The sequence below is a fragment of the Kosakonia sp. CCTCC M2018092 genome, from assembly GCF_003864115.1.
GTDB classification, from domain to species: domain Bacteria; phylum Pseudomonadota; class Gammaproteobacteria; order Enterobacterales; family Enterobacteriaceae; genus Kosakonia; species Kosakonia cowanii.
The window spans coordinates 3,815,874-3,835,215 of sequence record NZ_CP034225.1 but is presented as its reverse complement, the minus strand read 5'-3'; the positions used below and the strand labels follow the sequence as shown (position 1 = coordinate 3,835,215).

Below are 19,342 nucleotides of genomic sequence, written 5' to 3'. Positions count from 1 at the left end.
GCAGCGGGGAAGAGGGGCTTCCCGCCCTTTTTGTGAACCCTTCCACAACTCCACACTTCTCGCTGCCGCTTTGTGCATCCGCACAATGCGCGGGCCAATTTTCTGCCATATGCTTGGCCTCTGCACCGGGGAGGGTTACATGGCTGGCTGGCATCTTGATACCAAAATGGCACAGGATATCGTGGCGCGTACCATGCGTATCATCGATACAAACATTAACGTGATGGATGCGCGTGGGCGGATTATTGGCAGCGGCGATCGTGAGCGTATTGGTGAATTGCACGAAGGCGCGCTGCTAGTGCTGTCGCAGGGGCGCGTGGTCGATATCGACGATGCGGTGGCGCGCCATCTGCACGGCGTGCGCCAGGGCATCAACCTGCCACTGCGCCTGGAAGGGGAGATTGTCGGCGTCATCGGCCTGACCGGCGAACCCGAAACGTTGCGTAAATATGGCGAGCTGGTCTGTATGACGGCGGAGATGATGCTGGAGCAGTCGCGGCTGATGCATCTGCTGGCGCAGGATAGCCGACTGCGCGAAGAGCTGGTGATGAACCTGATTCAGGCAGAGGAGCACACGCCAGCGCTGACCGAATGGGCGCAGCGTTTAGGTATCGATCTTAATCAGCCGCGCGTGGTGGCGGTGGTGGAGGTCGATAGCGGCCAGTTGGGCGTCGACAGCGCAATGGCGGAACTTCAGCAGCTACAAAATGCCCTCACCACGCCCGAGCGCAATAATCTTATCGCCATCGTCTCGCTGACCGAAATGGTGGTGCTGAAACCGGCGCTGAACCCGTTTGGCCGCTGGGACGCAGAAGATCACCGCAAGCGCGTTGAGCAGTTAATTACGCGGATGAAAGAGAATGGGCAACTGCGTTTTCGCGTCGCGCTGGGTAACTACTTTACCGGCCCCGGCAGTATTGCGCGCTCCTATCGTACGGCGCGTACCACCATGATGGTCGGTAAACAGCGAATGCCGGAGAGCCGCAGCTATTTTTATCAGGATTTGATGCTGCCGGTGCTGCTCGACAGCCTGCGCGGCGGCTGGCAGGCCAACGAGCTGGCGCGCCCGTTAACGCGGCTGAAAGCGATGGATAATAATGGTTTGCTGCGCCGCACGCTGACGGCGTGGTTTCGCCACAATGTGCAGCCGCTGGCGACGTCAAAAGCGCTGTTTATCCACCGTAATACGCTGGAGTATCGCCTTAATCGTATTTCGGAGCTTACCGGGCTGGATTTGGGGAATTTTGACGACAGGCTGTTGCTCTATGTGGCGTTGCAGCTGGATGAACAGCATTGAGGTTTGTTTTTGTGCCGGATGGCGCTGCGCTTATCCGGCCTACGCGATCGTGCCGGTTTGATAGGAGTGGGGCGCTTATTTGGCCTACGCGCTGCTTTTTTGCCGGATGGCGCTGCGCTTATCCGGCCTACATGATCGTGCCGGTTTGATAGGGGTGAGGTGCTTATCTGGCCTACGCGCTGCTTTTTTGCCGGATGGCGCTGCGCTTTTCCGGCCTACGTGACTGTGCAGTAACGCAGGCCAGATGGCGGCTGATAAAACTTATTTCCCGCGCGTCAGCTTCTCAAGATCCGATTCGATTTCACTGATCTTGTTGGTCACAACGCTTTCGAGATGGCGCAGATCGTCAAGGATCTTACGCTTCAAATCCACTTCAGTGCGATCGCGCTGGCAGATCTGATCCAGTTCATCAATCACGTAACGCAGGTTAGGGCTGATCTCCTGCACCTCTTTATAACCCTGGCCTACGCCATCGGCGACCACGGTTTTGCGCTGACGCGGATATTTGAACTTGACGCTCTTGGCGAAGAACTCGCCCCGGTCTTTATGAAAATAGATTTTCAGGATGTCGTTATTCGCTTCCTGGCGGAGGCTATAGCGATCGATTTCATCGGGATTGGTAATGCCTAAACTTTTAAGATTGTCGTACATAGCGGACCCTTAAGCTCAACATAACCTATGAATAATTAACGAAAAAATCTATTTTCGCCACTGACGTATGCAAAAAAGGCGGGCTATATCACCCTCTCCCGCACGGGGAGAGGGAAAAGGCTTAGTCGATGGTGCGCAGCAGTTCGTTAATGCCAACTTTGCCGCGGGTTTTCGCATCTACTTTTTTCACGATAACCGCACAGTAGAGGCTGTATTTACCATCTTTCGACGGCAGGTTACCTGACACCACCACTGAGCCTGCCGGTACGCGGCCATAGTGCACTTCGCCCGTTTCGCGGTCGTAAATACGGGTGCTTTGACCAATATAAACACCCATCGAGATAACCGAACCCTCTTCAACGATCACACCTTCAACCACTTCGGAGCGCGCGCCGATGAAACAGTTATCTTCAATAATAGTCGGATTTGCCTGCAACGGTTCCAGTACGCCGCCGATACCCACGCCGCCGGAGAGATGAACGTTTTTACCGATCTGCGCGCAGGAGCCGACGGTTGCCCAGGTATCAACCATAGAGCCTTCATCAACGTAAGCGCCGATGTTCACATAAGAAGGCATCAATACCGTGTTACGAGCGATATACGCGCCCTGGCGCACTGCCGCTGGCGGCACCACGCGGAAACCCTCTTTCTGGAAACGTGCTTCGTCGTAATCAGCGAACTTCATCGGCACTTTATCGAAGTAGCGGCTCTCCGCACCGTCGATAACCTGGTTATCGTTAATGCGGAAAGAGAGCAGAACCGCTTTTTTCAGCCACTGGTGGGTGACCCACTGGCCGTCGATTTTTTCTGCGACACGCAGCGCGCCGGAGTCAAGCAGGGCGATAACCTGGTTGACCGCTTCACGGGTCACGGTATCGACATTGGCCGGGGTAATTTCTGCGCGGCGCTCGAAAGCGGCTTCAATAACGTTCTGTAACTGCTGCATTGTTAAACTCTTTCCATCTTGTGTAAAAAAATAATCACCCTTTATCGTTTGGATTGAGGGCCTCTGTCAACCGTTGTTGTACCTCCTTTTGCAGCGCATTATTAAGGCCACGCCGGTCGGCGGTAGCGATTATGAATAAATCTTCTACTCGCTCGCCAATGGTTGTAATTCTTGCGCCGTGCAGCGAAATTCCAAGGTCGGCAAAAATCTGCCCAACACGCGCCAGTAGCCCTGGCTGGTCAAGCGCAATCAACTCCAGGAACGATTTTCTGTCCGTATGGGTCGGCAGGAAATTCACTTCGGTATCGACGGTAAAGTGGCGCAGCTTGGCCGGTTGACGACGCGGCTGCGGCGGCTGCCAGGTATGCTGGGTGATCGCCTGTTTCAAGCCGAAACAGATCGCCTCGTGGCGATCGGCAGAGAGCGGGCTGCCGTCCGGCTCCAGCACAATAAAGGTATCCATCGCCATGCCGTCGCGGGTGGTAAAGACCTGCGCGTCATGGACGCTGAGATTGCGGCGATCCAGTTCGGCGCAGACGGCGGCAAAGAGATAGGGGCGGTCCGGGCTCCAGATAAAGATCTCGGTTCCGCCGCGCGTCGCCTGCGGGCTCAACAGGATCAGCGGCTTGGTCAGATCGTGTTGCAGCAGATGGCGCGCGTGCCAGGCGAGCTGGTTTGGGCTGTGGCGGACAAAATAGTTAGCACGACAGCGCGCCCAAATCTGGTGCAGCCGCTCCTCATTTATATTATCCATGCGCAGCAGCGCCAGCGCCTGCAACTGGTGGTGACGCACGCGCTCGCGCATATCCGGCGTGTTCTGCATCCCGCGGCGCAGTTGTTTTTCGGTGGCGAAATAGAGTTCGCGCAACAGGCTCTGCTTCCAGCTGTTCCACAACGTTTCATTGGTCGCGCAGATATCGGCGACCGTCAGGCAGACCAGGAAGCGCAGGCGGTTCTCCGTTTGCACCTCTTCGGCAAACTGCTTAATCACCTCCGGATCCTGAATATCACGGCGCTGGGCGGTGACCGACATCAGCAGATGATGACGGACCAGCCAGGCGACCAGCTGCGTTTCCCGCGAGTTCAGGCCGTGAAGCTCAGCGAACTTCAGCACATCCTGCGCCCCCAGCACCGAGTGGTCGCCGCCGCGCCCTTTGGCGATATCGTGAAACAGCGCCGCAATCAGAATCAGCTCCGGGTGCGTCAGCCGCGGCCAGAGCTCTACGCAGAGCGGGTGCTTGCTGCGCGTCTCCTCTTTGGCAAAACTCTCCAGCTTCAGCAATACGCGAATGGTGTGCTCATCGACGGTATAGGCATGGAAAAGATCGAACTGCATCTGGCCGACAATATGCGACCACTGGGGCATATAGGCCCACAGCACGCTGTGGCGATGCATCGGCAGCAATCCACGGCTCACCGCGCCTGGATGGCGCAGCATGCTGAGGAAGATAGTGCGCGCTTCCGGAATGTAGCAGAGCGGCTGGGTTAAATGGCGGCGCGCATGGCGCAAGTGACGCAGGGTGGTGGAGTAGATGCCGGTAATGGTGCTGTTACGCACCATAATCGCGAACATACGTAAAATCGCCTGCGGCTCGCGGATAAACAGCGTCTCATCGCGCAGATCGATAAGCGTGCCGCGCAGCTGGAACTCATCATCGATGGGGCGCGGTTTTTCGTCAGGCGTCAGGGCCAGAATCGCCTCATCAAAGAGTTGCAGCAGCATATGGTTGAGTTCCGACACGCGGCGCGTGACGCGGAAGAAATCCTTCATCATATGCTCAACGGGCTGATTGCCGTCGCCGACATAGTTGAGACGCTGCGCCACGCTGAGTTGGCGATCGAATAGCAGACGGTTATCGTAGCGCGTCACTTCCAGATGCAGGGCGAAGCGAATGCGCCACAGCAGATGCAGGCACTCATTCAGTTCGTTGCGTTCCGCTTCGGTCAGAAAGCCGAAGCCGACCATCTCATTAAGCGAGGTGGCCCCAAAATGGCGGCGCGCGACCCACTGTAAGGTATGAATATCGCGCAGGCCGCCGGGGCTGCTTTTAATATCAGGCTCAAGGTTATAGCTGGTGCCGTGATAGCGCTGATGGCGCTCGTTCTGCTCCACCACTTTCGCCGGGAAGAAGGTCTCCGACGGCCAGAAACTGTCGCTGAAGATATGTTTTTGCAGTTCCAGAAACAGCGCGACATCGCCGACCAGCAGGCGTGACTCGATAAGGTTAGTGGCGACAGTAAGATCCGATAATCCCTCCTGCAGACACTCATCCAGCGTACGCACGCTGTGACCCACCTCCAGCTTCACATCCCACAGCAGGGTCAGCAGTTCGCCGATCTTTTGCGCCTGCTCATCCGGCAATTTATTGCGGCTGAGGATCAGCAGATCGATATCGGATAAGGGATGCAACTCGCCGCGGCCATAACCGCCAACGGCCACCAGCGCGGTATCCCCCGCATCGCCAAAGCCATATTGCAGCCACAAGCGCTGCAACAGCTGATCGATAAATTCGGTGCGCGCCTCAATTAACTGCTCGGCCGAGATCCCGGCGTCAAACACCTGCCCCAGCCACTGCTGAAAAGCATCGATGCGCGCTTTGATGGTGGCGCAGTGCAACTCCTCTGCGGGCCACACTCCGGGATGTTCAGGCTGGCCGGGAAGGGTGGGCTGAACGCTGCTGACAAATTGTTCGGAAGAGATATTGCTCATGATTAGCCACCCAGTTGGCGTGCGGATCCACTGCAAAACAAAGTAAAAGAGATGGATGGAAATGAAAAGTCGTTTATATGTATGACCCGACCGGGAAGCGGGCAAAAAAAACGGCCCGCGAAGCGGACCGTGATGACAGGCAGAGAGGCGCTATCAGGCGGCGGTCAGCACAGCCTCGATGGTGTCATCTTTACGCAGCGTGAGGATCTCACAGCCGGTTTCAGTGACAACAATCGTGTGCTCATACTGCGCAGAGAGGCTGCGATCTTTGGTTTTCACCGTCCAGCCATCTTTCATGGTACGAATGCGGTAATCACCGGCATTAACCATCGGCTCGATGGTAAAGGTCATACCGGCTTTCAGCACCACGCCGCCGTCATCAGCGTCGTAATGCAGCACCTGCGGCTCTTCGTGGAAGCCGCGACCGATACCGTGACCGCAATATTCGCGCACCACGGAGAAGCCTTCGCCTTCAACATATTTCTGGATAGCTGCACCGAGGGTACGCAGACGAATACCCGGTTTTACCATGCGCAGCGCCAGGTAGAGGCTATCCTGGGTGACGCGGCAGAGGCGCTCGCCAAGAATGGTCGGTTTACCGACGATAAACATCTTCGAGGTGTCGCCGTGATACTCATCTTTAATGACGGTGACGTCGATATTGACCACGTCGCCATCTTTCAGCAGCTTTTCGTCATCCGGGATGCCGTGGCAAACCACTTCATTAATTGAGATACAGACCGATTTCGGGAAGCCGTGGTAGCCCAGGCAGGCCGAAACTGCGTGTTGCTCATTGACGATGTAATCGTTACAGATGCGGTCCAGTTCGCCGGTGCTGACGCCGGGTTTAATGTGCGGTTCGATCATTTCAAGCACTTCGGCGGCGAGACGGCCGGCAACGCGCATTTTTTCAATTTCTTCAGGTGTTTTAATAGAGATAGCCATGAGAAGTGTCCATCAGTGTCGATTTTTTCGACTATACCAGGAGTAGTGCTGTCAATGGTAACAGTCGGGCAAGCGTTGTGCCAAATTGAGAATCGTTAACAGCACGCTGCGGTAACAACTATTGGTGTCCTGTTCGCTTTTGTGATATAAAGCGCGCCGGACTTCCGTTCCTGTTTTGGAATGGGAGCCACAAATCTCACTTTGTGTAATAACACACACGTATCGGCACATATTCCGGGGTGCCCTTCGGGGTCGGTAATATGGGATACGTGGAGGCATAACCCCAACTTTTATATAGAGGTTTTAATCATGGCAACTGTTTCCATGCGCGACATGCTCAAGGCTGGTGTTCACTTTGGTCACCAGACCCGTTACTGGAACCCGAAAATGAAGCCTTTCATCTTCGGCGCGCGTAACAAAGTTCACATCATCAACCTTGAGAAGACTGTACCGATGTTCAACGAAGCCCTGGCTGAGCTGAACAAGATCTCTGCTCGTAAAGGCAAGATCCTGATCGTTGGTACTAAACGCGCTGCAAGCGAAGCGGTGAAAGAAGCAGCTCAGAATTGCGATCAGTTCTTCGTGAACCATCGCTGGCTGGGCGGCATGCTGACTAACTGGAAAACCGTTCGTCAGTCCATCAAACGTCTGAAAGACCTGGAAACTCAGTCTCAGGACGGCACCTTCGACAAGCTGACTAAGAAAGAAGCGCTGATGCGCACTCGTGAGCTGGACAAGCTGGAAAACAGCCTGGGCGGTATCAAAGACATGGGCGGCCTGCCGGACGCACTGTTTGTTATCGACGCTGACCACGAGCACATCGCAATCAAAGAAGCAAACAACCTGGGTATCCCGGTATTTGCTATCGTTGATACCAACTCCGATCCGGACGGCGTTGACTTCGTTATCCCGGGTAACGACGATGCAATCCGTGCTGTTAGCCTGTACCTGAATGCCGTTGCTGCTACCGTTCGTGAAGGCCGTTCTTCTGATCTGGCTACTCAGGCGGAAGAAAGCTTCGTAGAAGCTGAGTAATAAGGCACGCTCTCTGAGCCCCTTATTGAGCAGGTAGTACCGAGTTTGGTTAGGGGGCCTGTTTATGGCCCCCTTTTTCACTTTCAAGCCTGTTTGGTTCCTGGAACCGGGCAGGTCATATCTCTCCCGAGGATTAAAGAATGGCTGAAATTACCGCATCCCTGGTAAAAGAGCTGCGTGAACGTACTGGCGCAGGCATGATGGACTGTAAAAAAGCGCTGACCGAAGCAAGCGGCGACATCGAGCTGGCAATCGAGAACATGCGTAAGTCCGGTGCGATCAAAGCGGCGAAAAAAGCGGGCAACGTTGCTGCTGACGGCGTGATCATCACCAAAATCGACGGCACCTACGGCATCATTCTGGAAGTTAACTGCCAGACTGACTTCGTTGCTAAAGATGCTGGTTTCCAGGCATTTGCTAACAAAGTTCTGGACGCTGCTGTTGCTGGCAAAATCACCGACGTTGAAGTTCTGAAAACGCAGTTCGAAGAAGAGCGCGTTGCACTGGTTGCTAAAATCGGTGAAAACATCAACATCCGTCGCGTTTCTTCCCTGGAAGGCGAAGTACTGGGCTCTTACCAGCACGGCGCGCGTATCGGTGTTCTGGTTGCGGCGAAAGGCGCAGATCAGGAGCTGGTTAAGCAGCTGGCTATGCACGTTGCTGCAAGCAAGCCGGAATTCGTTAAGCCGGAAGACGTGTCTGCTGAAGTTGTTGAGAAAGAGTACCAGGTTCAGCTGGACATCGCCATGCAGTCTGGCAAGCCGAAAGAGATCGCAGAGAAAATGGTTGAAGGCCGCATGAAGAAATTCACCGGCGAAGTTTCTCTGACCGGCCAGCCTTTCGTAATGGACCCGAGCAAAACCGTTGGCCAGCTGCTGAAAGAGCACAACGCTGACGTGACTGGCTTCATCCGCTTCGAAGTGGGCGAAGGCATCGAGAAAGTTGAGACTGACTTCGCAGCAGAAGTTGCTGCCATGTCCAAGCAGTCTTAATCAATAAAAGGAGCCGCCTGAGGGCGGCTTCTTTTTATGTCCTTCATCTGAAAAACAGCCAGCACACTAGTGTTAGCGCTGACAGGCGACGTATCATAGCGCCAGATTAAACCCGTCTAATTGTTCACAGTCTCAGGAAAGAAACATGGCTACCAATGCAAAACCCATCTACAAACGCATTCTGCTTAAGCTGAGTGGCGAGGCGCTTCAGGGCTCTGAAGGTTTCGGTATCGACGCAAGCATTCTTGACCGTATGGCGCAGGAAATTAAAGAACTGGTTGAACTGGGTATTCAGGTTGGCGTAGTCATTGGCGGGGGTAACCTGTTCCGTGGTGCGGGCCTGGCGAAAGCGGGCATGAACCGTGTTGTGGGCGATCACATGGGTATGCTGGCAACAGTGATGAACGGCCTGGCAATGCGTGATGCTCTGCATCGTGCCTATGTGAACGCGCGCCTGATGTCCGCATTCCCGTTAAACGGCGTGTGTGACAACTACAGCTGGGCAGAAGCAATCAGCCTGCTGCGTAATAACCGCGTAGTGATTTTTAGCGCCGGTACCGGTAACCCCTTCTTCACCACCGACTCCGCAGCCTGCCTGCGTGGTATCGAAATCGAAGCCGATGTGGTGCTGAAAGCGACCAAAGTTGACGGCGTCTATACGGCCGATCCGGTGCTGGATCCGACCGCCACACTCTGCGAGCGCCTCTCCTATACTGAAGTGCTTGATAAAGAACTGAAAGTGATGGACCTGGCCGCCTTTACCCTCGCTCGCGACCATAAATTACCGATTCGCGTGTTCAATATGAACAAACCAGGCGCGCTGCGCCGCGTGGTAATGGGCGAAAAAGAGGGCACATTGATTACGGAATAATTCCCGTAAGCAATAAATAAAGGTAAGATTCCGCTTTAATTTATCCAGCAGAGCGTTCCGGCATCTTTACGATGCCATCATGGGAACAAGGCTATACTTAGCACAACCGCCGTATGGCCTGTCTGCGACAAGATTTCAAGGATCCGTAACGTGATTAGCGATATCAGAAAAGATGCTGAAGTACGCATGGAAAAATGCGTAGAATCCTTCAAAACCCAAATCAGCAAAGTCCGTACCGGCCGCGCTTCTCCGAGCCTGCTGGACGGCATCGTTGTGGAATATTACGGTACGCCGACGCCGCTGCGTCAGCTGGCCAGCGTAACGGTAGAAGACTCCCGTACTCTGAAAATCAACGTCTTCGATCGCTCGATGAGCCCGGCCGTTGAAAAAGCGATCCTCACCTCCGATCTGGGCCTGAACCCAAGCTCTGCGGGCAGCGATATTCGCGTTCCGCTGCCGGCACTGACCGAAGAGCGCCGTAAAGATCTGATCAAAGTAGTGCGCGGTGAAGCTGAACAGGCCCGTGTTGCCGTGCGCAACGTGCGCCGTGACGCTAACGACAAAGTTAAAGCGCTGCTGAAAGACAAAGAGATCAGCGAAGATGATGACCGCCGTTCTCAGGATGACGTGCAGAAGCTGACCGACGCTGCGATCAAGAAAGTTGACGCGGCGCTGGCGGATAAAGAAGCGGAACTGATGCAGTTCTGATTCGATAAAAAACGACTAAAACGCCGTCCAGAGAGCCGTGCAAGCGGCTTGCTGACGGCGTTTTTGCTTTCCCCCCCTTGCAACGTTGCGAGCGTTTCATGAAGCATTTAACTCTTCTGGGCTCAACGGGTTCCATAGGTTGCAGCACGCTTGCTGTGGTTCGTCATAATCCCGATCGTTTCACCGTCACCGCGCTGGTCGCGGGAAAAAATGTCGCGCGCATGGTGGAGCAGTGCCTCGAATTCTCTCCGCGCTATGCGGTGATGGATGACGCTGACAGCGCGCAGCAGTTACAGCGTACCCTGAGCGAGCATGGCAGCCGTACGGAAGTGCTGAGCGGCCAGCAGGCCGCCTGTGAGATGGCGGCGCTTGATGAGGTCGATCAGGTGATGGCTGCTATCGTCGGCGCGGCTGGATTATTGCCAACGCTTGCCGCTATTCGTGCCGGTAAGAGCGTACTGCTTGCCAATAAAGAGTCACTTGTTACCTGTGGCCGCCTGTTTATGGAGGCGGTGAAAGAGAGCAGGGCGCAACTGCTGCCGGTCGACAGCGAACATAATGCGATTTTTCAGAGTTTGCCGGAACCAATCCAGCATAACCTGGGGTACGCTGATCTCGAACAGAATGGCGTATCGTCTATTCTGCTTACCGGGTCTGGTGGCCCATTCCGGGAGACGCCGATGGCGGATCTGGCGCTGATGACGCCGGATCAGGCTTGTCGCCATCCGAACTGGTCGATGGGGCGTAAAATCTCCGTTGATTCCGCCACCATGATGAATAAAGGTCTGGAATACATTGAAGCACGCTGGTTATTTAATGCCGCTGCCCGCCAGATGGAAGTGCTGATTCACCCGCAATCGGTGATCCACTCCATGGTGCGTTATCAGGATGGCAGTGTGTTGGCGCAGTTGGGTGAGCCGGATATGCGAACACCCATCGCACACACGATGGCCTGGCCGGAGCGTGTGTCGTCAGGTGTCAACGCCCTTGATTTCTGCAAGCTGAGCGCATTAAGTTTTGCCGCCCCCGATTTCGATCGTTATCCCTGTCTGAAGCTGGCGATTGACGCCTCCAGCGAGGGTCAGGCGGCGACAACTGCGCTCAACGCAGCTAATGAGATAGCCGTTTCGGCTTTCCTGGCATCCGCTATTCGTTTCACTGATATTGCCGCTCTCAATCTCTCTGTGCTTGAACAGATGGATTTACGCGAACCGCAGAGTATTGATGACGTTCTGGCCGTCGATGTACTGGCACGAGAGATTGCGCAAAAACAAGTGATGCGCTTCGCAAGCTAGTGATAATGCTGTCCGGAGTGACGGTGCTATTTGTTAGCGTAGGGCTTCAGTGATATAGTCTGCGCCACAAAATTGCCGCTTTTTATTTTGGCGAATTGTGTAAGCCGTGGTTTGCGCGGCTTTTTTGTGTGAAGGCTTTTGTATTCCTGAGTACCGCTAAATCCTTTTCAGGGACTAAAACGCGTTATGTTGTCTGCTAACCAACCGATAAGCGAAAATTTGCCAACGCATGGCTGCCGCCATGTAGCGATAATTATGGATGGCAATGGTCGCTGGGCAAAAAGGCAGGGGAAACTCCGTGCCTTTGGACACAGAGCGGGAGCGAAATCCGTTCGCCGCGCAGTCTCTTTTGCCGCCAACAATGGTATCGACGCGCTGACGCTGTATGCTTTTAGTAGCGAAAACTGGAACCGTCCGGCGCAGGAAGTGAGCGCGCTGATGGAACTGTTTGTGTGGGCGCTGGATAGCGAAGTGAAAAGCCTGCACCGCCATAATGTTCGTTTACGCATTATTGGCGATACCAGCCGGTTTAATGCGCGTTTGCAGGAGCGAATCCGCAAAGCGGAAACGTTAACCGCCCAGAACAGCGGGCTAACGTTAAATATCGCCGCCAACTACGGTGGGCGCTGGGATATCGTTCAGGGAGTTCGGCATTTAGCTGAGCAAGTGCAGGAAGGGCTGTTGCGCCCGGACGAAATAGATGAAGAGACGCTGAATAAGCAAGTCTGCATGCATGAGCTGGCTCCCGTTGATTTAGTGATTAGGACGGGCGGCGAACATCGCATAAGTAACTTTTTACTTTGGCAAATTGCCTATGCCGAACTTTACTTTACTGATGTTCTTTGGCCTGATTTTGATGAACAAGACTTTGAAGGTGCGCTGAATGCCTTTGCTAATCGAGAGCGTCGTTTCGGTGGTACCGAGCCTGGTGGCGACAAAGCCTGATGGGGGTTGCTTTTGCTGAAGTATCGCCTGATTTCTGCGTTTGTATTGATACCCATTGTTATCGCGGCGCTTTTTTTGCTGCCTCCTGTGGGATTTGCGATTATCACTCTCGCCGTCTGCATGCTCGCCGCGTGGGAATGGGGTCAGCTTAGCGGCTTAACCTCGCGCACACAGCGCGTCTGGCTGGCAGTGCTCTGCGGGCTGCTGTTAGCGCTGATGCTGTTTACGCTGCCGGAGTATCATCACAACGTTCACCAGCCGCTGGTTGAAGGCTCGCTTTGGGCCTCTCTGGTGTGGTGGCTTGCTGCACTGGGGCTGGTGCTGGGTTACCCGGCCTCTGCGGCGCTATGGCGCAACTCTAAGGCGCTGCGCCTGCTGTTTGGCGTTCTCACCATCATTCCCTTCTTCTGGGGCATGCTGGCGCTGCGGGTCTGGCACTATGAGGTCAACCCCTACAGCGGCGCAATCTGGTTGCTCTACGTCATGATCCTGGTCTGGGGCGCAGATTCGGGCGCTTATATGTTTGGCAAACTGTTTGGCAAACATAAGCTGGCACCGAAAGTGTCGCCCGGTAAAACCTGGCAAGGCTTCCTCGGCGGACTGCTGACCGCAGGGATCATCTCCTGGGGTTACGGCGCATGGGCGAACCTTGAAGTGGCGCACTCGACGCTGCTGATCTGCTCTGTGGTGGCCGCGCTTGCTTCGGTGCTGGGCGATTTAACCGAGAGCATGTTCAAGCGCGAAGCCGGCATTAAAGATAGTGGTCATCTTATTCCAGGCCACGGCGGTATACTGGATCGCATTGACAGCCTGACGGCGGCGGTTCCCGTATTTGCCTGTCTGTTACTGCTGGTTTTCAGGACGATTTGACGGAAGGTTTTATGCTGAGCATTCTCTGGAATCTGGCGGCGTTCATTATTGCGCTTGGTGTTTTGATCACGGTGCATGAATTTGGCCATTTCTGGGTTGCTCGCCGTTGCGGCGTCCGCGTCGAGCGCTTCTCCATTGGTTTTGGGAAAGCGCTCTGGCGCCGCTTTGATAAACAGGGCACCGAATTCGTTATCGCTCTGATCCCGCTGGGCGGCTACGTCAAAATGCTCGATGAGCGCGTCGAGCCGGTCGCCCCGGAGATGCGCCACTTCGCGTTTAACAATAAAACCGTCGGCCAGCGCGCCGCGGTGATCGCGGCGGGTCCCATCGCCAACTTCATCTTCGCTATCTTCGCTTACTGGCTGGTGTTTATCATCGGCGTTCCTGGCGTTCGCCCGGTAATTGGTGAAATAACGCCCAACTCTATCGCTGCAAGCGCGCAAATTGCACCCGGCACGGAACTTAAAGCCATTGACGGTATCGAAACGCCTGATTGGGATGCAGTGCGCTTACAGCTGGTGTCAAAAATCGGTGACAGTCAGACGACCGTCAGCGTGGCACCTTTCGGCAGTAACAATCGACAGGATAAAGTGCTGGACCTGCGCCACTGGACCTTTGCGCCTGACAAGGACGATCCGGTGATGTCGCTGGGGATTCGGCCGCGCACTGCGCAGCTGGAACCGGTACTCGCCGAAGTCCAGAGCGGTTCCGCCGCCAGCAAAGCAGGTTTGCAAGCAGGCGACAGGATCGTTAAAGTCGAGGGTCAGCAGTTAACGCAGTGGACGACCTTTGTCACGCTGGTGCGGGACAACCCCGGTAAGGCGTTAGCATTAGAAGTGGACAGGCAGGGGACTCCCTTGTCCGTAACACTGGTACCGGATACGAAACCCGGTAACAAGGCAGAGGGTTTTGCGGGCGTAGTGCCCAAAATTATCCCGCTGCCGGATGAATATAAGACAGTACGCCAGTACGGGCCTTTCAGCGCCATCGCCGAAGCCACGGGTAAAACCTGGCAGTTGATGAAGCTGACGGTCAGTATGTTGGGGAAATTGATCACCGGTGATGTAAAACTGAACAACCTCAGTGGGCCGATCTCTATCGCCCAGGGGGCTGGGATGTCAGCAGAGTTCGGGTTGATTTACTACCTGATGTTCCTCGCTTTGATAAGCGTGAACTTAGGCATTATCAACCTGTTCCCGCTCCCCGTTTTAGACGGCGGACATCTGCTGTTTTTAGCGATTGAGAAGCTGAAAGGCGGACCGGTATCCGAGCGAGTTCAAGACTTTAGTTATCGCATTGGCTCTATTTTGCTGGTGTTGTTAATGGGGCTTGCACTTTTCAATGATTTCTCTCGCTTGTAAGAGAGTTTGTTAGGAAGAACGCATAATAACGATGGCGATGAAAAAGTTGCTCATAGCGTCGCTGCTGTTTAGCAGCGCCACCGTATACGGTGCTGAGGGGTTCGTAGTGAAGGATATTCATTTCGAAGGCCTACAGCGTGTCGCCGTTGGTGCGGCCCTCCTCAGTATGCCAGTACGTCCAGGCGATACGGTGAATGATGAAGACATCAGTAACACCATTCGCGCACTGTTTGCCACTGGCAACTTTGAGGATGTTCGTGTCCTGCGTGATGGCGATACCCTTCTCGTTCAGGTGAAAGAACGCCCGACAATCGCCAGCATCACCTTCTCCGGCAACAAGTCGGTAAAAGATGACATGCTGAAACAGAACCTCGAGGCTTCTGGCGTGCGTGTTGGCGAATCACTGGATCGCACCACCCTCTCCGATATTGAAAAAGGGCTGGAAGATTTCTACTACAGCGTCGGTAAATACAGCGCCAGCGTAAAAGCTGTCGTCACGCCGCTGCCGCGTAACCGCGTCGATCTTAAGCTGGTCTTCCAGGAGGGTGTCTCCGCGCAGATCCAGCAGATCAATATCGTCGGTAATCACGCGTTTTCGACCGAACAGCTGATCTCTAACTTCCAGCTGCGCGATGAAGTGCCATGGTGGAACGTGGTCGGCGATCGTAAATACCAGAAGCAGAAGCTGGCGGGCGATCTTGAAACCCTGCGCAGCTACTACCTGGATCGCGGTTATGCCCGTTTCAACATTGATTCGACGCAGGTTAGCCTGACGCCGGACAAAAAAGGCATCTACATTACCGTTAACGTCACCGAAGGCGATCAGTACAAGCTTTCTGGCGTGCAGGTTGCCGGCAATCTGGCGGGCCACTCAGCGGAAATTGAAGGCCTGACCAAAATTCAGCCGGGCGAGCTCTACAACGGCACCAAAGTGACCAAAATGGAAGACGATATTAAAAAGCTTCTGGGTCGCTATGGTTATGCCTATCCGCGCGTGCAGTCTCAGCCTGAGATTAATGACGCTGATAAGACCGTTAAGCTGCATATCAACGTCGATGCGGGTAACCGTTTCTACGTGCGTAAGATCCGCTTTGAAGGCAATGACACCTCGAAAGATACCGTTCTGCGTCGCGAAATGCGCCAGATGGAAGGGGCATGGCTCGGCAGCGATCTGGTCGATCAGGGTAAAGAGCGTCTGAACCGTCTCGGCTACTTTGAAACCGTAGATAGCGAAACGCAGCGCGTTCCGGGCAGCCCGGATCAGGTTGATGTGGTCTACAAAGTCAAAGAGCGTAACACCGGCAGCTTCAACTTTGGTGTCGGTTACGGCACTGAAAGCGGCGTTAGCTTCCAGGTCGGCGTGCAGCAGGATAACTGGTTAGGTACCGGTTACTCTGTCGGCATCAGCGGCACCAAGAACGACTACCAGACCTACTCGGAACTCTCGGTCACCAACCCGTACTTTACGGTTGATGGCGTGAGCCTCGGCGGTCGTCTGTTCTACAACGACTTTAAAGCGGACGACGCGGACCTCTCCTCCTACACCAACAAAAGTTATGGTCTGGATGGCACGCTCGGGTTCCCGATTAACGAATACAACACGCTGCGCACCGGCTTAGGCTACGTGCACAACAGCCTGTCGAAGATGCAACCGCAGATCGCGATGTGGCGTTATCTCGATTCCGTGGGGCAGAATGCCAGCACCAGGGATGACAGCAACGGCTACTCGGCGGATGACTTCACCTTCAACTATGGCTGGACGTATAACAACCTTGACCGCGGTTACTTCCCGACGAAAGGTTCACGCGTCAACCTGAACGGTAAAGTGACAATTCCGGGCTCCGATAACGAGTTCTATAAAGTCACTGTCGACACTGCGTCCTACTTCCCGATTGACGACGATCACAAATGGGTGATGCTGGGTCGTACACGTTGGGGCTATGGCGACGGTATCGGTAGCAAAGAAATGCCGTTCTATGAGAACTTCTATGCAGGTGGTTCCAGCACCGTGCGCGGCTTCCAGTCCAATAACATTGGTCCGAAAGCGGTCTACTACGGCGGCAGCGGTCTGGAAAACTGTAACACTACCACGTCGAAATTCTGTAAGTCTGACGATGCGGTGGGCGGTAACGCAATGGGTATTGTCAGCGCCGAGCTGATCACGCCAACGCCGTTTATCAGCGAGAAGTATGCTAACTCTGTACGTACCTCCTTCTTCTGGGATGCGGGCAGCGTTTGGGATACGAACTGGCAAAATACCGCGGAGATGAAAGCGCTGGGTATTCCGGATTATAGCGATCCGAGCAATATCCGCATGTCTGCCGGTATCGCACTACAATGGATGTCCCCATTGGGGCCGTTGGTCTTCTCCTACGCCCAGCCGTTTAAAAAGTACGATGGAGACAAAGCGGAGCAGTTCCAGTTTAACATCGGTAAAACCTGGTAACGCCGCACTGCAACGGAATGCGCAAGCAGTGTAGTGATGGCTGCGGCTTCGAAGAAGCCCAGCCTCGCAAAGAGCTGTACCTCCGGGTACAAACGGGATGGTAAGGAGTTAATTGTGAAAAAGTTGTTATTAGCTGCAGGTTTAAGTCTGGCAATGGCCGCGTCGGCTCAGGCTGCTGACAAAATTGCGATTGTTGATATGGGTAACCTGTTACAGCAGGTCGCACAGACTTCCGGCGTTTCTCAGACCATGAAAAACGAATTCGGCGGCCGGGCCAACGAACTGCAGAGCATGGAGTCCGACCTGCAAGCAAAAGCACAGCGTTTGCAGCGCGACGGTTCTACCATGAAAGCGAGCGAGCGCAGCAAGCTGGAAAAAGATATCACTTCCGGTCGCCAGGCATTCGCTCAGAAAGCGCAGGCTTTTGAGCAGGATCAGGCTCGCCGCTCTAACGAAGAGCGCGGCAAGCTGGTCACCCGTATCCAGTCCGCAGTGAAGAAAGTCGCTGCCGATCAGGGTGTGGATCTGGTTATCCCTGCCAATGCCGTTATTTACAACAGCAATGATGTAAAAGACATCACCGCTGATGTACTGAAACAGGTTAAATAAGTAATGCCTTCAATTCGACTCGCTGATTTAGCTCAGCAGTTGGATGCAGAATTACACGGTGATGGCGATATCGTCATCACCGGCGTTGCGTCCATGCAATCTGCCGAAGCAGGTCACATCACTTTCATGGTAAATCCTAAATACCGTGAACACCTGGCCGCATGCCAGGCCTCTGCCGTTGTAATGACGCAGGACGATCTTCCTTTTGCCCACAGCGCCGCACTGGTCGTGAAGAACCCTTATCTGACCTACGCGCGTATGGCACAAATTCTTGATACCACGCCGCAGCCTGCGCAGAACATCGCGCCGGGAGCCGTTATCGATTCGACCGCGACGCTGGGCAGCAATGTCTCTATCGGCGCGAATGCGGTGATTGAATCCGGGGTGACCCTCGGCGATAACGTCGTGATCGGCCCGGGCTGCTTCGTGGGGAAAAATACGAAAATTGGCGCAGGATCGCGTCTTTGGGCCAACGTATCTATTTACCATGAGATTGAAATCGGTGAGAACTGCCTGGTTCAATCGGGGACGGTAATAGGTTCGGACGGCTTTGGTTATGCTAACGATCGCGGAAATTGGGTGAAAATCCCACAACTTGGTCGCGTGATTATCGGCAATAACGTCGAGATTGGCGCATGTACCACCATCGACCGCGGCGCGCTTGACGACACCCGTATCGGTAATGGCGTAATTATTGATAACCAGTGTCAGATTGCACATAACGTTGTGATTGGCGACAATACCGCCGTTGCCGGTGGCGTCATCATGGCAGGCAGCCTGAAAATTGGCCGTTACTGCATGATTGGCGGAGCCAGCGTAATCAACGGGCATATGGAAATTTGCGACAAGGTTACGGTAACGGGGATGGGTATGGTGATGCGTCCTATCACTGAGCCAGGCATTTATTCTTCCGGCATTCCGTTACAACCCAATAAAACGTGGCGAAAAACCGCAGCCCTGGTGATGAATATCGACGAGATGAGTAAGCGTTTGAAAGCTGTCGAACGCAAGATAAATCAACAAGACGAGTAATTCATTCACCTGACGCTTGTACACAAAAGCGTTCGGGTTAACAGAAAAAGCGACAAAACGCCTCTGCAACTCGACGCATAAAGTGTATATACTCCCCGGCCTGTTGGCGTTCTCAGGAATGCCGCGGGCCGTGTTATTATTGCTTTTTTGTATATTTAGACAGGAAGAGTATTTTGACTACTGACACTCATACTCTGCACATTGAAGAGATCCTGGAGCTTCTGCCGCACCGCTACCCGTTCTTACTGGTAGATCGTGTGCTGGATTTTGAAGAGGGTCGTTTTCTGCGCGCAGTCAAAAATGTTACGGTAAACGAACCGTTTTTCCAGGGCCACTTCCCTGGCAAACCGATTTTCCCGGGCGTGCTGATCCTCGAAGCAATGGCGCAGGCAACCGGTATTCTGGCGTTTAAAAGCGTCGGTAAACTGGAACCGGGTGAGCTGTACTACTTCGCCGGCATCGACGAAGCGCGCTTTAAGCGCCCGGTTGTGCCTGGCGATCAGATGATCATGGAAGTCACTTTCGAGAAAACGCGCCGTGGCGTGACCCGCTTTAAAGGGGTTGCTATGGTTGACGGTAAAGTTGTTTGTGAAGCTACTATGATGTGTGCACGTAGCCGGGAGGCCTGA

At 54.3% G+C, this 19,342-nt stretch carries 17 protein-coding genes; 13 read left to right on the top strand and 4 right to left on the bottom strand.

All coding sequences use genetic code 11. The annotated features are described in order from the left end of the window. The first annotated feature begins 139 nt into the window (after nucleotides 1-139). On the top strand, nucleotides 140-1,297 hold the full coding sequence (cdaR, locus tag EH164_RS18240) for a DNA-binding transcriptional regulator CdaR (RefSeq protein WP_023480257.1): 1,158 nt from the start codon (nucleotides 140-142) through the stop codon (nucleotides 1,295-1,297). 261 nt (nucleotides 1,298-1,558) lie between these two features. Here cdaR and EH164_RS18235 read toward each other — a convergent pair whose 3' ends face one another. The 4 genes from EH164_RS18235 to map all read right to left on the bottom strand — a co-directional run bounded on the left by EH164_RS18235 (nucleotide 1,559) and on the right by map (nucleotide 6,549). Beyond that, entirely contained in the window at nucleotides 1,559-1,948 is a 390-nt protein-coding gene (locus EH164_RS18235; protein WP_023480393.1) for a DUF3461 family protein, read from the bottom strand. Between the two features lie 121 nt (nucleotides 1,949-2,069). After that, a complete protein-coding gene (gene dapD / locus EH164_RS18230; protein ID WP_023480482.1) occupies nucleotides 2,070-2,894 on the bottom strand; it encodes a 2,3,4,5-tetrahydropyridine-2,6-dicarboxylate N-succinyltransferase in 825 nt (274 codons plus the stop codon). 34 nt (nucleotides 2,895-2,928) lie between these two features. Beyond that, nucleotides 2,929-5,604, bottom strand: a complete 2,676-nt coding sequence (gene glnD / locus EH164_RS18225) for a bifunctional uridylyltransferase/uridylyl-removing protein GlnD (RefSeq protein ID WP_124969700.1) — start codon at nucleotides 5,602-5,604, stop codon at nucleotides 2,929-2,931. 153 nt (nucleotides 5,605-5,757) lie between these two features. Beyond that, complete coding sequence (map, locus tag EH164_RS18220; protein WP_023480350.1) at nucleotides 5,758-6,549, bottom strand: type I methionyl aminopeptidase; 792 nt, start codon at nucleotides 6,547-6,549, stop codon at nucleotides 5,758-5,760. A 309-nt stretch (nucleotides 6,550-6,858) separates the two neighbouring features. On the opposite strand from map, the gene rpsB reads away from it, so the two are divergent. The 12 genes from rpsB to fabZ all read left to right on the top strand — a co-directional run bounded on the left by rpsB (nucleotide 6,859) and on the right by fabZ (nucleotide 19,342). After that, nucleotides 6,859-7,584 carry a 30S ribosomal protein S2 gene (gene rpsB / locus EH164_RS18215; protein ID WP_023480483.1) on the top strand — a complete coding sequence of 242 codons (726 nt, stop codon included), beginning with the start codon at nucleotides 6,859-6,861 and terminating at the stop codon, nucleotides 7,582-7,584. 140 nt (nucleotides 7,585-7,724) lie between these two features. Beyond that, a complete protein-coding gene (tsf, locus tag EH164_RS18210) occupies nucleotides 7,725-8,576 on the top strand; it encodes a translation elongation factor Ts (protein WP_023480457.1) in 852 nt (283 codons plus the stop codon). A 145-nt stretch (nucleotides 8,577-8,721) separates the two neighbouring features. After that, the gene (gene pyrH / locus EH164_RS18205) at nucleotides 8,722-9,447 is read left to right on the top strand and encodes a UMP kinase (RefSeq protein ID WP_023480331.1); all 726 of its coding nucleotides are present in this window, start codon (nucleotides 8,722-8,724) and stop codon (nucleotides 9,445-9,447) included. Nucleotides 9,448-9,597: 150 nt separating this feature from the next. Further along, complete coding sequence (gene frr, locus EH164_RS18200) at nucleotides 9,598-10,155, top strand: ribosome recycling factor (RefSeq protein WP_023480286.1); 558 nt, start codon at nucleotides 9,598-9,600, stop codon at nucleotides 10,153-10,155. Nucleotides 10,156-10,253: 98 nt separating this feature from the next. Then, the gene (ispC, locus tag EH164_RS18195) at nucleotides 10,254-11,450 is read left to right on the top strand and encodes a 1-deoxy-D-xylulose-5-phosphate reductoisomerase (protein ID WP_124969697.1); all 1,197 of its coding nucleotides are present in this window, start codon (nucleotides 10,254-10,256) and stop codon (nucleotides 11,448-11,450) included. A gap of 186 nt (nucleotides 11,451-11,636) precedes the next feature. Then, nucleotides 11,637-12,395, top strand: a complete 759-nt coding sequence (gene ispU, locus EH164_RS18190; RefSeq protein WP_124969694.1) for a (2E,6E)-farnesyl-diphosphate-specific ditrans,polycis-undecaprenyl-diphosphate synthase — start codon at nucleotides 11,637-11,639, stop codon at nucleotides 12,393-12,395. 12 nt (nucleotides 12,396-12,407) lie between these two features. Further along, complete coding sequence (gene cdsA / locus EH164_RS18185; RefSeq protein ID WP_076768871.1) at nucleotides 12,408-13,265, top strand: phosphatidate cytidylyltransferase; 858 nt, start codon at nucleotides 12,408-12,410, stop codon at nucleotides 13,263-13,265. An 11-nt stretch (nucleotides 13,266-13,276) separates the two neighbouring features. Continuing rightward, nucleotides 13,277-14,626 carry a sigma E protease regulator RseP gene (gene rseP / locus EH164_RS18180; RefSeq protein ID WP_023480377.1) on the top strand — a complete coding sequence of 450 codons (1,350 nt, stop codon included), beginning with the start codon at nucleotides 13,277-13,279 and terminating at the stop codon, nucleotides 14,624-14,626. A 31-nt stretch (nucleotides 14,627-14,657) separates the two neighbouring features. Next, nucleotides 14,658-17,072, top strand: coding sequence for an outer membrane protein assembly factor BamA (bamA, locus tag EH164_RS18175; protein ID WP_124969691.1), 2,415 nt, complete (start codon nucleotides 14,658-14,660; stop codon nucleotides 17,070-17,072). Nucleotides 17,073-17,186: 114 nt separating this feature from the next. After that, the gene (gene skp, locus EH164_RS18170) at nucleotides 17,187-17,681 is read left to right on the top strand and encodes a molecular chaperone Skp (RefSeq protein WP_023480303.1); all 495 of its coding nucleotides are present in this window, start codon (nucleotides 17,187-17,189) and stop codon (nucleotides 17,679-17,681) included. Between the two features lie 3 nt (nucleotides 17,682-17,684). Next, entirely contained in the window at nucleotides 17,685-18,713 is a 1,029-nt protein-coding gene (gene lpxD, locus EH164_RS18165; protein WP_124969688.1) for a UDP-3-O-(3-hydroxymyristoyl)glucosamine N-acyltransferase, read from the top strand. 173 nt (nucleotides 18,714-18,886) lie between these two features. Continuing rightward, complete coding sequence (gene fabZ, locus EH164_RS18160) at nucleotides 18,887-19,342, top strand: 3-hydroxyacyl-ACP dehydratase FabZ (RefSeq protein ID WP_023480493.1); 456 nt, start codon at nucleotides 18,887-18,889, stop codon at nucleotides 19,340-19,342.